Genomic DNA, 14,076 nt, shown 5'->3' on the forward strand with positions numbered 1-14,076 from the left:
CCGATCACAGGTGAAGAACTCACCGCAGGCCAGCGAGTCGCCGCAGGCGGCATGGCAGCAGCAGGCTACATCCCGATCGTCGGATGGGCGGGCCGTATTTTCAAAGGCGGTAAAGCCGTTTATAAAACGACTCAAGCCACGTCCGCCGCAGTCAGAGCGGTCGACATTTACAAGACATCACAGAAGTCTTTTGACGCCCTGAAAACGTCTCAAAAAGGCTTATATGGCCTCACCGCAACAAACGGCTTCAGCGAAGCGATTACGGGTCGAGACATGTTTGGAAATAAAGTCTCGAAAGAACAGCAAGAAGCCAGTATGAATGCGGCTCTGGGGATGCTTTTGCCGTTTGGGGCGAAAGGGTTTCAAGGGAAGATGGGGATTAAGGGTGCTGAAAAATATAATACCCATACGATGAAACACATTTATCATGGTGAAATTAATAAAAGAGGAAAAGCAGTTGGTTATCATCATGAAAGTATGCAAGGTGGTAAGATTATTCCAGGAAGTGAAAGTTTACCTGATAAAAACGGTATTTATAGAGCTAAAGTTGAAATTGAAGGAGTTGAAAAAGTAGCTAAATCAAGTTTCTTTCCTAAGGAATGGAACCGCATTGATGTGTTAAAAGCTATCGATGAAGCTTACCAAAATAAACAACAGATAGGTCCTAATAAATTTAAAGGTATAACATCATCAGGAATTAAAATAGAAATGTATTTGAAAAAAGATGGATCAATAGCTACAGCATATCCATTATATAAAAAATAATATGAAGGTGATTAACTTATATGAGATATCCATATGAATTTAAGGAAGACCAATTTGGTGATTTAGCAATCATACTACCCGAAGAAATAAGTATTTTCTCAGATTTTATACAAGATATTTCATCGATAGAAGAAGTGGATGAATATATAGGATATATTCAAAATGTTATAGATGGAGTATATGAGAAATTTGAAATTACATTGAATGCTACCAGTGTAAATATTAAAAAAGATGAGACAGTAGTTGAACATCATTATAGGATTGAAGAACCTCTTGAAAATAAAATTGAAACGAAGGAATTCATAGAATTGTTGTTAATTTGGAGAGAGAAAATACCGGAAATATTCGAAGATTAAACATCATTGTCGAGACTGAAAAATAAAAAGCACTTTATTGTTATTCAAGGCAAAAAGTGCTTTTTGTTATGAAAAAGCACTCGATTTATGGGAAATAATTTTAGATGACTCCGTGGAGACAGCTTACTACCATTAATAAAGAATGCTGTGTATATGCCTTGAAAGGAGACATGATGATGTTAAGAGTAACAGAATATAAAGACATTCAGCATATAAATATTGAAAATGATCTTTATACACCGATTAATATAGAGTTCGGTAGTTGGAATATATCAAAAGAGCCAACGATATATTGGAAAACTGAAGATTTTAAGAAATTCCTAATTAAAATAGGCATAATGAAGGGTCTCTGTGCTTAAAGCAAACAGTATATTTTATCAGAACGCTCTAAAATAATAAATATGAAAGTTATAAAATGAAAGGAGTTTACATGATGGATGATATTCTGACAAAAAAAATAATTACAGAAAGTGGTACGGAGTTTGAAAAATCTCTAGAATATGGAGGACCCTACGAGCTAGCAATTGTAGAATTTACTAAAGAAGGAGAAGAAAAACTTTTTACAGGACTAGCCTATGATTTGTATGAAAATGGAAATATTGAAAGTTATTTCTATGCAGAGCAAGGTGTTAAGCAGGGAAAGTATGTTGAATTTTACTCAAATGGAAATGTGAAAAAAATAGGTAATATGAATAAAAGTGCTGCAGACGGATATCAAGTCGAGTTTTTTGAAAATGGAAATAAAAAGTATGAATCTGAATATATAGCTGGTCGGAAAATGACTTATATAAAGTACGATGAAAACGGAAGTATTGTAGAGCAAAAAACAGAGCCTGATGAATCTGATTTAAAATACGTCGAAAAATTCAATGGTTAATAAGGAAAAATAAATTCGAATAATGATTGAAATAATTGGAGTAATATTAATCTGTCTCAAAATAAAGAGAAGGCTTATATATAAAATGTGATAAAATTTATTAATCTTGACTACTGATCCCTGTAAGATATGCAGATATCGAGACACGCATTATTCGAAATGAGCTATTAACAAAAAAGGGGAATAAACCATGCTATGGATTTTCACACAAAACGAACAAAGTTTCGTTAATGTTCACGAAGTCACAGTAACCGGTAAAAAGATTGAAGGGTTTATCGCAGGCAGTGATTCTTGGGTCAAGACGCTCGGCAAGTATGACTCAAGCGATCGAGCGTCAGAGATCCTTCAAGACATTGTGAAAGAAATTGAAAAAAACCCAAATGGTACGATGACCTATCGAATGCCTCAGCACTAAAAAAGAAACCACCTTTCCATCGCGAAAAGGTGGTTTTGTTTATGAAGGTGTTTTAGTAAAGGCCAAGAATAAAGGAATGCCTGTGCCGACAAGTGTTGTGGCGAATAGGAACATACCGCAAATGAATAGAAAATGACTGGCTGAAAAGACGAGTGCCAGAATGAGAAATACGATGCTGAGTCCTGCCATGCTATATGATGGGACAAAGCGGCGTTTGTATGTGGCTTTCTTTGTTAGGAATGAGAAGAAAATGCCAAATAATAAAGGGACAATCCATAAGTAAAATAAAATAATAAGAGACATACATCATACCTCGATTTTTTCCTTCTATTTTATCAGATGCCAATCACAACGGATACTACAAAGCTTCACTTTGTAAAATAGTTCATGCAATCGACACAATTAAGTGGGCTGATTGATCGAATTTGTTTTTTGTTTCATATATTCAGGCTGTAAAAGTGCGTACACACAGTGATCGGCAAAGTGGTCGCCAAGCCATTCACATTGTCTTAATATGCCTTCAAGTGAAAAAGATAAACGCTCTGCGATGCGTCTGCTTTTTTGATTATCAACAGCGGCCCTTATTTCAATGCGGTGCAGACCGCACTCTTCAAATAAATAGTGAATGACCGCTTTGCATGCTTTTGTCATGATGCCTTTTCCTTGATAGCCTTCCCCGAGCCAATAGCCAATGGAAACCGTCCGATTAATCCAATGAATTTGGTGGGTGCCAATGATACCAACGAGTTCTCCATGTGACCAGATGCCAGCCTGAAAACCATTGTTTTGCAAAGCTTGCTGCATGGCACCTTGAATAAACGCCATGCTGTCTTCTTCTGTCTGTGTGGAATCGACCCATAGCATCCATTCACGTAAGTGCTCTCTTGAGCGTTGGATGAGCAGATACAGACTTCTCGCGTCTCTTGGTTCAAGCAGCCGCATGGATAGATCTTGATCCTGATAAAAAAACATGTGATCACATCCTCTCAAGGGAAATTCTACCACAACCCGATATAAAAGACAGCATGATCACTGTCTTTTACATAAACGTATCCACAATTAAAAACAGATTAAGTGCGACAACAAGAGCTGCTATCACCCAAGATATTCCGGTCACCCAGCGAGCATTCGTCAAATCGCCCATAATTCGTTTTTTACTTGTAAACAAAATGAGCGGAATTAAAGCAAACGCAATGCCAAAGGATAAGACCACTTGACTCATCACAAGTGCAGATGTCGGATTGACCCCAGATGCAATGATCGCAATAGGGGGAATGATGGTAATCAGCCGGCGGACATATAGCGGAATTCGGTACTGAATAAAACCCTGCATAATAATATCGCCTGACAGTGTACCGACAGAAGAACTGGAAAGTCCGGCTACAAGCAGACCTACACCAAATAAGATCGCTGATACAGGACCTGCGAGAGTGCCAAAATGCTGAAATGCTACATCTAAATCCTCAACAAAAAGACCATTTTTAAAAAATAAAGCAGCTGCTACAATCAACATGCTGGCATTGATGGCGCCAGCAACTACCATCGCAATGAGGATGTCTAAAAACTCAAAACGAAAAATCAGCTTTTTCTCTTTTTCCGTTCTGCCGACGACTCTTCTTTGCGTTAAGGCTGAATGGAGATAGATCGCATGCGGCATCACCGTAGCGCCTAAAATACCAGCGGCAAGCAGTACGCTGTCTGTCCCTTCAAACCTTGGAATGAACAGTCCACCGGCGACACTTGCAAGATCAGGTTTGGCGACAAAGGTTTGTACAGCGAAAGCAATCACGACAACAAACAGCATGCCGGTAATTCCTGCTTCTAACGCTCGATAACCTCGTCTTTGGAGCTCTAAAATGGCAAAAGAACCGATCGCTGCAATAATCGATGCTTCAAGCAGCGGGATACGAAAGAGTAAGTATAAACCAAGGGCAGCCCCGATAAATTCGGCTAAATCTGTGGCGATAATGACGAGCTCGCCCTGAATCCATAAACCAATCGAGACTGGTTTTGGAAACTCTTCTCGCGCAATTTCAGGTAAATTTTTCCCTGTTGCGATTCCAAGCTTTGCAGACAAAGACTGGATGAGTAAGGCCATGAGATTGGATATGAGAATGACCCATAACAGAAGGTAGCCATATTTCGAGCCAGCCGCAATGTTGGTCGCAAAGTTTCCTGGATCAATATAGGCAATGGCGGCGATAAAAGCAGGTCCGAGAAAAGGAAGGAGCCTTCTAAATCCCTTCACCTTTCCTTCAAGTGCACGCTCCGCTGCCACTGACATGTGGGCTTGTGCCTCGATGTATTTGTTTGTCATATGTCATCACCTAGATTCTACAAAGTTTTGCTTTGGCACAAAAAGTTTCCTCGATGCAATTTTTAATCATCATATGCCCATCTTCATGAAAAGTCAACTATCTGAACTAATAGGTTTGTTTATCATATGTAAGTGAAAAAAATAGATACCTTGTCAATCAAAACATAAAAAACACCGCCTCTGATCTTAGGCGGTGCCAGATTGTTGACAAAGGGCTAAAATGAACTTTATTTTAGCCCTTTGTCTTCTTTTCAGCGTGATAGAAAACCTTTGCAGTCTAGGAAGGACGAGCACTGGCGCGGAGCGAATTTGGCATTCGTGAGCACCAGCGCGCAGGACCGACAACGAATGCGAGGGTTTGTCTACACGCTGACACCGCCTCTGATCTTAGGCGGTGCATCCTCTGCTTCCTCTTCTTTTGTATTGTTTTTTAAGAAACCCTTGATCCAACGCTGCGGAAGATCAGGCTTAAAATAATGACAAAAATGGCTGCTCCTAAGATCGCTGGAATGATCGCAAATCCTGCCAGACTAGGACCCCACGTTCCAAGTAATCCATGACCAATCCAAGCACCTGCAAGCCCGGCAATCATTGAACCGATCCAGCCTCCTGGTACACTGCCTCCAGCGAGTGCACTCCCAATGAGACCAATGACAATCGCCACAACTAATGAAATCAGAAATCCTAACATGTTGATCACTCCTCTTTTGTTTGTTTATTGTTTACTAAGCAATAACCGTTTTAAAAGAGATTAAAACCTTTCGGAACCACTTCAATGTTCGATACGTATGATGGACAAGGATTGTGTATAATAACAGACATATACTTGAACGGCATCTAAGGAGGCAAATCGCATGGAGGAAAGAGAGTGGTTAAAAGCACAATTAAAAGAGATTGAAAAGTGGGAGAAAGACCAGCAAAAGGTATGGTTTTGGGAGAAACTTAGCCGGCTTCCATTTCAAATGCTGGACAAGCTGACCCCTGCCTTTATTCAAAAAAAAATCGGTGTGTTATTAGATGAGATGGGGCACTATATTCAATCAGGCGGTGTCTATTTGACGTCAGAGAAAGGCATTATTCATCAATTTCAAAAGAAATGTGCCGATGAATCGATTCAGCGTATTGAAGATATTGAGGCGGCTCCAATCGAGGTCATGGATGCCATTAGTGATCAGATGGGGAAAAACCGAACAAACCTCGCCACTGTGCAAGGTGCGACAACAGGTGTCGGAGGTATGTTTACATTAGCGGCAGATATTCCGGCTGTCCTCGGTCTCTCTTTAAAAACATTACAGGATATCGCCGTCACCTATGGCTATGATCCGAAAAATAAAGAAGAACGAGTCTTTATCATTAAATGTTTACAGCTGAATTCTGCTGACGTTGTTGGGAAAAAATCAATATTAAAAGAGCTGAAGAGCTATCATGCATCAGAAGGGAAGCACGAAAACATGATCTCTCAAATTCAAGGATGGCGTGAGGTCGTATATAACTACCGTGATTCGTTTGGCTGGAAGAAGCTGTTTCAACTTGTCCCAATTGCGGGGATTTTGTTTGGTGCAGCGTCCAACCGCTCACAGTTAAAAGGAATTGCCGAAACAGGCATCATGCAATATCGAAAGCGCAGAATATTATCAAGATTAGAGGAGCTCGCTCAGCAAGAACAGCGTGACTCCGGCGCATAAAAAAATCCCTCTCTCAAGGGATTTTTTATTTGGTCTCAGCATCTTCTTCAAACGCTTGAATCGGAGAATATTCATAGCGTGCCCGGAGCTCGCGGATTTGTTTGATCAAGGTGGAACCTATGATCCTTTCTGCTTCATCATATAAAGGATCGAGCGCCTTCATCCATTTTTGCCGCTCTGCTGGTGTTAATTCGTGTATCGCAATTGGAGATTCGCGTTTAATATCCTCCAGCTGATCCTTGTTCATCTGTTCGGCATGTTTTTCGTTCCATGCCGTTGTTTCTTCCATCGCTTCGAGTAAAATTCGTTTCGTCTCAGGTGTCTGACGATCAAAAAAGGATTGATCCGTTAAGACGACATACCCTAAATACCCGTGATTACTGATCGTCATATAGTCTTGTATATGATAGAATTTTTTTGAATAAATATTTGAAATTGTATTTTCTTCACCGTCTACTTTTTTTGTTTCTAGCAGCTGAAACGTTGAATTAAACGATTCCTGATAGGGTTTTGCGCCAAGAAGCTTGAATTGTTTTTCAATCATGTCACTTTGCATAATACGGAGAGATTGCTTTTTTAAATCACTAGGCTGCTTGATTGGGCCTTTATTCGAAGTGATTTGCTTAAAGCCATTTGTCCAGTAGGCCATTCCCTTTAGTCCGTCTTTTTGCAGTGTGCCGAACAGTCTCTGTCCAATCGCACCATGTAACCCTTCTTGGACAGCATCGTAGTTAGAAAAGGCAAAGGGCAGATCAAGTGCCAGCCATTCAGGGGACAGCATGCCGAGCTTTGACGTAGACGGAGCAATAAATTGAACTTGATTCTCTTTTAGTGCATTAATTTCTTCGATATCAGAATAAAGACTCCCGTTTGAAAAGATTTGAATGCTGATCCTGCCATCGGATTTTTCGTGAACAAGCTCAGCAAATTTCTTTGCAGCCAGCCCTTTTGGGGTATTATCTGCGACAACATGGCTGAATTTGAACACAAGCTGATCCTTCAGCCCTGTCTGTTCATCGTCGAAGGTCGTCGCTGATTTAGGCATCATATGATAAAAGCCAAAGTATAAAGCGGTTACAAAACCGATGATGAGCAATAGCGTATAGGCGAGTAAATTCTTCATGCGTCAGATCCCCCTTATGTCAAGGATACTTGACAGAGGAAGAATTCGTAAAGATACAGGTGAAAAAATGATGAGAAATCGACTAAAATTACAACAATTATCTATTAGATGGAAGCTCACCATCCTCACATATTTCGTTGTCATTTTTGCCCTTTTAATCGGAGGAATTGTTCTGGTCGGGGGAATTCAGCAAACAGAGGAACGAGAACTACGAAAAAGGCTCATGAACACGGCAAGAACAGTAGCTGAGATGAATGAGGTAAAGCAGGCATTGGATGATCAGACAAAGGAGCGTACGCGATTACAGCATGCCATTGAAGAGATTCGGATTATCCAAGATGCTGACTACATTGTTGTCATGGATATGGAACACGTGCGATTGACACATCCAGTGAAAACAAGGATTGGCCAGCGCTCTGAGGGGACAGATGAAGAACCGGCCTTTGCAGAGCATATCTATTTCTCAGAAGCACAGGGAGAGCTTGGCACAGCCATTAGAGCTTTTTATCCAGTAAAGGATGAAAAATTTAACCAAACAGGGGTTGTACTAGTCGGAAGAACACTGCCGAGTATGGCAGATATATTAGGAGAAATGAAGCGAGATATCCTCATGATCCTTTTGCTGACGCTCAGCTTCGGGCTTGTCGGTTCATTTTTGCTCGCCCGTCATATTAAACAGCAAATGTTTAAGCTGGAGCCGCATGAGATTGTCAGAATGCTAGAGGAGCGCACCGCTACCTTTCATTCCATTAATGAAGGGGTCATTGCCATTGATAACCAGCACATGATCACCATTTTTAATGAAAAAGCAAAGCAAATTTTCAGCGTGACTGGTGATGTAGTGGGCCGAAATATTTGGGATGTGCTGTCAGATACAAGGCTTCCAGAAATCATTGACCGCGCAGAACCTGTCTACAATGAAGAAATTCATATGAGCGGAAAGCGGATCATGAGCAGCCGAATTCCGATTGTGATGAAAAAGAAAATCATCGGAGCGGTTGCGATTTTTCAGGACCGGACAGAGGCGGCCAAATTGGCGGAGGAATTAACCGGGGTGAAGAACTTCGTTGATGGCCTGCGGGTGCAAAATCATGAACATATGAATAAGCTTCATACAATTGCGGGATTAATTCAGCTGGGGAAAGCCGATCAAGCACTCGATTTAGCGTTTCAAACGACCGAAGAACAGGAGCATGTGACGGACTTTCTCCACCGTGTGATACAGCATGACGCAGTTGCTGGTCTATTGATGAGCAAGATAAGAAGGGGCAAGGAGCTTGGCATAAAGGTTGAAGTAGATGAAAATAGCAGTCTGCGCGATTTCCCAGAGCGGCTAGATCAGCATGATATGACGAAGCTACTTGGCAACCTGATCGAGAACGCCTTTGCCGCGTATGATACTGTAGAAAGAGACACAAAACTCATTTCTATTAGTATTGATCAAACAGAGGATGTCCTCGCGATCTTAATTGAAGATTATGGATCTGGAATAGAAGAGGACATGATTCCTCATATTTTCGACAAAGGCTTTACTCACGGTAAGGAAGGCGGAACAGGCTACGGACTGTATATTGTAAAAACGATTATCGACAAAGGAATGGGAAATGTAGAAGTCACATCAAGCATCGGCATTGGTACCACCTTCTCAATCGAATTCCCAATGACAATAGAGGAGAGAGACAGATGACTCAGATTAAGGTGCTATTAATTGAAGATGACCCGATGGTGCAAGAAGTCAATAGAGAGTTCATTAAGAGTGTCCCTGGCTTTCAAGTTGCGGCTGTAGCAGGAAATGGCGAGCAGGGCATCCAGCTGATCAAAGACATTCGCCCAGATCTTGTGGTGCTCGATGTGTATATGCCTAAAAAAGATGGCGTCAAAACACTGCAAGACATCAGAAAGCAAAAGATGCAGGTGGATGTGATTGTGATTTCGGCAGCAAAGGACAAAGAGACGATCGGCACCATGCTTCAAAATGGTGCCCGAGATTATATCATTAAGCCATTTAAGTTTGAACGGATGAAAGAATCTCTTGAAAGCTATAAAGCGTTCAAATCAAAAATTCGTACCGCAACAGAATTTTCTCAAGAGATGCTCGATGATATCATACGAAAGCCTGCAGTTAGGCAGGAAGAGACATGGCTTCCTAAGGGGCTGAATGTGCATACGATGAATGAAATTAAAGCCTATATGCGTCTGCAAGAAGGAGCGCAGTCTGCAGAGGAAGTCGCCAATGCACTTGGGATTGCACGTGTCACAGCACGCCGTTATTTAGACTTCCTTGTAAAAGAAGGCGAGCTGAAATTAGATATGCAATATGGCGGGGTCGGACGCCCTGTGAATAAATATATCGTACATTCTGACTAAGAGACCAAAAAGACCAAAATGTACGATATGTCCATAAGCTTCACAGCCTTTGATGAAATCGCTATCATTTACCTACAGATAACAGTTAAGCGTTTACATCAAAGGGTGAGGGAGTTGATTTTTTATGAAGAGGCTATTGAAGAACCTGACATTTCAGGTCATTGCAGCTGTCATTATCGGGATTATTGTTGGGATGGTTTGGCCAAACGTCGGGAAAGAAATGAAGCCGCTTGGTGACACATTTATTAATGCAGTGAAAATGGTCATTGCACCCATTATTTTCTTAACCATTGTTCTTGGAATTGCCAAGATGGGGGACATGAAAAAAGTTGGAAAAGTTGGGGGAAAAGCTTTTATCTATTTTGAAGTTGTGACGACGCTTGCGCTTGTCATCGGACTGTTTGTGGTCAATATCATGAAGCCAGGAGCGGGTCTTGACTATAGTAAACTTGAAAAAGGGGATGTCTCGCAATATACCCAAAATGGGGGACAGGGTATCGACTGGATGGAGTTTGTCACACACATTGTGCCATCTAACATGGTAGATGCCTTTGCAAAGGGGGATATTTTACAGGTCTTATTCTTCTCTATTTTATTCGGTGTTGCGCTCGCTGCACTTGGCGAGAAGGGGAAAGGCATCATCGAATGGCTTGATAAGCTGTCGCTTGTCTTCTTTAAAATCATTGGTTACATCATGCGTGCCGCGCCATTAGGGGCATTTGGAGCAATGGCTTATACAATCGGACACTTCGGTTTAGCTTCAATTAAACCACTGGCTAGTCTGATGCTTTCCGTTTATATGACGATGTTCCTGTTTATTTTCGTCGTGCTGAACATCATTTGTAAAATGTATGGCTTCAGCCTGTTCGGTTACCTCCGTTTTATCAAAGATGAAATTTTAATTGTTCTTGGCACAAGTTCTTCGGAATCTGTCTTGCCAAGAATGATGGATAAAATGGAACGCTACGGGTGCTCTAAGTCGGTTGTTGGGCTTGTCATTCCGACAGGCTATTCCTTTAACTTAGATGGTACTTCAATCTACTTGTCCATGGCCGTGGTCTTCTTAGCGCAAGTGTTTGGGGTGGACCTATCCATCGGACAGCAAATCACGATTATCCTTGTTCTGATGCTCACATCAAAAGGAGCAGCTGGAGTCACAGGAAGCGGATTTATCGTGCTAGCTTCTACACTTGCTGCACTTCAGGTTATCCCGCTAGAAGGTCTTGCACTGCTATTAGGGGTCGACCGTTTCATGAGTGAAGGAAGAGCGATTACGAACCTGATTGGAAATGGAATTGCTACAATTGTTGTAGCGAAAAGTGAAGGGGAATTTGACGAAGCGAAGAGTAAAACAGCGCTACAGGAAATGCGAAATATCAAGCAGGCTGTTTAGTATAAAAACAACCAAAAACCGAAACCTTATGTTCTACATGGGGTTCGGTTTTTTCTTGTGTAAAAAAAGAAAAAACATAAAAGCTTGATAAATTTAGGATGAATCGTAAGACCTCATTGACCTTTTGTTATATAATTTACAGAAAGATCCGATATAATGAATATGAGATCCAACGAAAAATAGACTTTAGTCCTGGCAGGTGTGTAACGTATGGCGGCATTTTTTAAATTGTTCGAAAAACCTGGTGTCAAGAGGTTTTCAGTATTTGTAGTATTAGCCACAGCATTATATCTATTAAGAGGAATGATGAATTTAATTCTCCTGACCTTCATTTTCACCTTTTTAATGAACCGGTTAGAAGAGGTCATAAGAGGCTTTTTAAATCGCTTCCTGAAAATAGGACAGAAATCAGTCATCACCATTTTGTACATCCTTCTAGCTGGTGGATTGACGTTTGGCGGCTTTGTGTTTGTGCCCATCATCGCTAAACAGGTGGAACAGTTATTTCATTTAGGGAAAAAGATTGCAGATCATCCACAAGATTTACCCTTCTTTGACGTCGTCACCAATGTGTTCGGAGATTTCAAAATATCTTCTTTCTTCGAGAAAGGGTTTAATTTCCTCTATACATACTTAACAGATTTCAGCACGTTCAGTATCCAGGTCATTATGTCCTTAATATTAAGCATGTTCTTCCTGTTCGAAAAGGAACGCCTCATTCAATTCATGAATAAGTTCAAAACGAGTAAAATCTCCGTGTTCTATCATGAAATTGCCTTCTTTGGACGTAAGTTTTCCAGAACATTTGGTAAGGTACTTGAAGCACAGTTCATCATTGCAACAGTTAACTGTGTCTTAACGACAATTGCGCTTGGCATTATGGGCTTCCCGCAATTATTTGGATTAGCGGTCATGGTCTTCTTGTTAGGTTTAATTCCGGTAGCGGGTGTGGTCATCTCCCTCGTTCCACTCAGCATCATTGCGTATACACTTGGAGGCGGAATGTACGTCCTATATATTGTGCTGGTGATCGTGATCATCCATGCCATTGAAGCCTACTTCTTAAATCCGAAGCTCATGTCAGCTAAAACAGAGCTCCCTATTTTCTTCACGTTTATTGTCCTGATCTTCTCTGAACACTATATTGGCATTTGGGGACTGATTATCGGCATCCCAATCTTTGTGTTTATCTTAGATATCTTGGAGGTCACGAATAAGGAAGAAAGTAATTAAAAAGTTCATATGAACCTGTTTACAATTTTCTAAAAATAAGGTATAAATAGTATGAAAATATCATATTACCACACGCTTAATCCTTCTAAAGGAATGGGGGACCCAAGTTTTTGGGGTGAATTTTTCTTATTTTAAGAAAAAAGGACATCTCTTCGTCCTAACCCGTCAGCTAACCTCATCAGCGTGAAGAGAGTAGACAGTGGTACACGTATGGACACGCAGGCCCACGAGAAGACTCTCTCGTGGGCCTTTTTGACGAGGAAGGGGAGATTTTATTGAAGCTTGCGACGAAAATTATTATTGCTTTAATTGTAGGTGCAATCACAGGACTACTGCTCAACATTTTTGCTCCAAACGTATTCAAAGTGTTAGACCCTTATTTATTTACACCTCTAGGTCAAATCTTCTTAAACCTGATTAAAATGTTAGTTGTACCGATTGTCTTCTTTTCGATCACACTTGGTGTAGCAGGCCTTGGCGATCCGAAAAAACTTGGCAGAATCGGCGTAAAAACCATTACTTACTTTCTACTCACTACGACTTTTGCCATCATTATTGGCATTTCATTGGCCTTACTTATTAAGCCAGGCGCATTTGGCAATTTTGATACGAAAGCGGCAGAATACTCCGCTGAGGAAGCCCCATCAATGGCAGACACACTACTCAATATTATTCCAACCAATCCAGTCCAATCTCTAGTTGAAGGAAATATGCTTCAAATTATCGTCTTCTGTGTATTTTTAGGTCTTGGCATTGCCTTGCTCGGTAAAAAAACAGAAGGTTTGCTGAAGCTGTTTGAACAAGGAAATGAATTAATGATGTATCTTGTCGGTGTTGTGATGAAATTCGCACCGTACGGGACATTCGGTTTGATCGCAACGGCGATTGGCAGTCAGGGGCTCGATGCCATGAAAGCCATGGGACTTTACTTCTCAGTCGTCTTAATTGCGCTGATCTTGCATTTCTTCCTGACCTATGGGTCAACCGTTGCCCTATTAGCTAAACGAAATCCAATGGCATTCTTCAAAGGATTTTCTCCAGCGATGATTGTGGCATTTAGTACATCAAGCAGTAACGCAGTACTACCAGTATCAATGGAAACAGCTCAAAAGCGTTTGAAGGTGCCAGAACCTATTTCAAGCTTTGTGCAGCCGCTAGGTGCGACCATTAATATGGATGGTACAGCGATCATGCAAGGGGTTGCGACTATTTTTATCGCACAAGTGTATGGAGTTGAATTAACCCTTGTTCAAATGCTGACAGTTGTCTTAACAGCAGTACTAGCAAGTATTGGCACAGCAGGTGTCCCAGGGGTAGGGCTCATCATGCTAGCCATGGTTTTAAATTCCGTGAATCTTCCTGTTGAGGGCATTGCGCTGATCCTTGGCATAGACCGCTTATTAGACATGGCAAGAACCGTGGTCAATATTACAGGTGACGCAGCATGTGCGGTGATTGTTTCTGAAACCGAGAAGAAGCATGAGAAGGAAGCACCAACACCTAATTTATCACTGTAACAACAAGAAGGGCTGACTGGATCAGCCC

At 41.2% G+C, this 14,076-nt stretch carries 16 protein-coding genes and 1 riboswitch; of the genes, 11 read left to right on the forward strand and 5 right to left on the reverse strand.

Annotated features, from left to right (window positions below; genetic code table 11):
* The 5 genes from ACRRMM_RS17300 to ACRRMM_RS17320 form a co-directional block, all read left to right on the forward strand.
* Nucleotides 1-765 (forward strand): EndoU domain-containing protein (locus ACRRMM_RS17300; RefSeq protein WP_282900631.1); only part of this gene is annotated, 765 nt, incomplete at its 5' end.
* A gap of 20 nt (nt 766-785) precedes the next feature.
* The gene (locus ACRRMM_RS17305; RefSeq protein WP_017366649.1) at nt 786-1,121 is read left to right on the forward strand and encodes a hypothetical protein; all 336 of its coding nucleotides are present in this window, start codon (nt 786-788) and stop codon (nt 1,119-1,121) included.
* 176 nt (nt 1,122-1,297) lie between these two features.
* On the forward strand, nt 1,298-1,480 hold the full coding sequence (locus ACRRMM_RS17310; protein WP_249670502.1) for a hypothetical protein: 183 nt from the start codon (nt 1,298-1,300) through the stop codon (nt 1,478-1,480).
* A gap of 71 nt (nt 1,481-1,551) precedes the next feature.
* Entirely contained in the window at nt 1,552-1,998 is a 447-nt protein-coding gene (locus ACRRMM_RS17315; RefSeq protein WP_249670503.1) for a toxin-antitoxin system YwqK family antitoxin, read from the forward strand.
* Between the two features lie 190 nt (nt 1,999-2,188).
* Nucleotides 2,189-2,413 (forward strand): hypothetical protein, encoded by a 225-nt coding sequence (locus tag ACRRMM_RS17320; RefSeq protein WP_249670504.1) that lies wholly within the window; start codon nt 2,189-2,191, stop codon nt 2,411-2,413.
* Nucleotides 2,414-2,452: 39 nt separating this feature from the next.
* Here the strand turns inward: ACRRMM_RS17320 and ACRRMM_RS17325 are convergent, their stop codons facing one another.
* From ACRRMM_RS17325 to ACRRMM_RS17340, 4 genes are all read right to left on the reverse strand, one after another.
* The gene (locus tag ACRRMM_RS17325) at nt 2,453-2,716 is read right to left on the reverse strand and encodes a hypothetical protein (RefSeq protein WP_008346966.1); all 264 of its coding nucleotides are present in this window, start codon (nt 2,714-2,716) and stop codon (nt 2,453-2,455) included.
* Between the two features lie 99 nt (nt 2,717-2,815).
* Nucleotides 2,816-3,385, reverse strand: coding sequence for a GNAT family N-acetyltransferase (locus tag ACRRMM_RS17330; RefSeq protein ID WP_008346964.1), 570 nt, complete (start codon nt 3,383-3,385; stop codon nt 2,816-2,818).
* A 67-nt stretch (nt 3,386-3,452) separates the two neighbouring features.
* The gene (locus ACRRMM_RS17335) at nt 3,453-4,730 is read right to left on the reverse strand and encodes an Nramp family divalent metal transporter (RefSeq protein ID WP_008346963.1); all 1,278 of its coding nucleotides are present in this window, start codon (nt 4,728-4,730) and stop codon (nt 3,453-3,455) included.
* A gap of 430 nt (nt 4,731-5,160) precedes the next feature.
* On the reverse strand, nt 5,161-5,421 hold the full coding sequence (locus ACRRMM_RS17340; protein ID WP_003214275.1) for a GlsB/YeaQ/YmgE family stress response membrane protein: 261 nt from the start codon (nt 5,419-5,421) through the stop codon (nt 5,161-5,163).
* Between the two features lie 163 nt (nt 5,422-5,584).
* Here ACRRMM_RS17340 and ACRRMM_RS17345 point away from each other — a divergent pair, with 163 nt between their 5' ends.
* On the forward strand, nt 5,585-6,415 hold the full coding sequence (locus tag ACRRMM_RS17345; protein WP_007496524.1) for an EcsC family protein: 831 nt from the start codon (nt 5,585-5,587) through the stop codon (nt 6,413-6,415).
* Nucleotides 6,416-6,440: 25 nt separating this feature from the next.
* Here ACRRMM_RS17345 and ACRRMM_RS17350 read toward each other — a convergent pair whose 3' ends face one another.
* Nucleotides 6,441-7,538 carry a TRAP transporter substrate-binding protein gene (locus ACRRMM_RS17350; protein WP_025206786.1) on the reverse strand — a complete coding sequence of 366 codons (1,098 nt, stop codon included), beginning with the start codon at nt 7,536-7,538 and terminating at the stop codon, nt 6,441-6,443.
* 67 nt (nt 7,539-7,605) lie between these two features.
* On the opposite strand from ACRRMM_RS17350, the gene ACRRMM_RS17355 reads away from it, so the two are divergent.
* The 5 genes from ACRRMM_RS17355 to ACRRMM_RS17375 all read left to right on the forward strand — a co-directional run bounded on the left by ACRRMM_RS17355 (nt 7,606) and on the right by ACRRMM_RS17375 (nt 14,048).
* Entirely contained in the window at nt 7,606-9,225 is a 1,620-nt protein-coding gene (locus ACRRMM_RS17355; protein WP_060781620.1) for an ATP-binding protein, read from the forward strand.
* The gene (locus tag ACRRMM_RS17360) at nt 9,222-9,905 is read left to right on the forward strand and encodes a response regulator (protein WP_428828785.1); all 684 of its coding nucleotides are present in this window, start codon (nt 9,222-9,224) and stop codon (nt 9,903-9,905) included. The genes ACRRMM_RS17355 and ACRRMM_RS17360 overlap by 4 nt, the downstream gene beginning before the upstream one ends.
* A 124-nt stretch (nt 9,906-10,029) precedes the next feature.
* Nucleotides 10,030-11,298 carry a C4-dicarboxylate transporter DctP gene (gene dctP, locus ACRRMM_RS17365; protein ID WP_007496516.1) on the forward strand — a complete coding sequence of 423 codons (1,269 nt, stop codon included), beginning with the start codon at nt 10,030-10,032 and terminating at the stop codon, nt 11,296-11,298.
* Between the two features lie 210 nt (nt 11,299-11,508).
* Nucleotides 11,509-12,531 carry an AI-2E family transporter gene (locus ACRRMM_RS17370; RefSeq protein WP_007496515.1) on the forward strand — a complete coding sequence of 341 codons (1,023 nt, stop codon included), beginning with the start codon at nt 11,509-11,511 and terminating at the stop codon, nt 12,529-12,531.
* Between the two features lie 63 nt (nt 12,532-12,594).
* Nucleotides 12,595-12,729: riboswitch (cyclic di-AMP (ydaO/yuaA leader) on the forward strand.
* A 77-nt stretch (nt 12,730-12,806) separates the two neighbouring features.
* Entirely contained in the window at nt 12,807-14,048 is a 1,242-nt protein-coding gene (locus tag ACRRMM_RS17375) for a dicarboxylate/amino acid:cation symporter (RefSeq protein ID WP_167764456.1), read from the forward strand.
* Nucleotides 14,049-14,076 lie beyond the last annotated feature (28 nt).

This window comes from Bacillus sp. XT-4 (assembly GCF_050864245.1).
In the GTDB taxonomy this organism is placed as follows: Bacteria; Bacillota; Bacilli; order Bacillales; family Bacillaceae; genus Bacillus; species Bacillus altitudinis.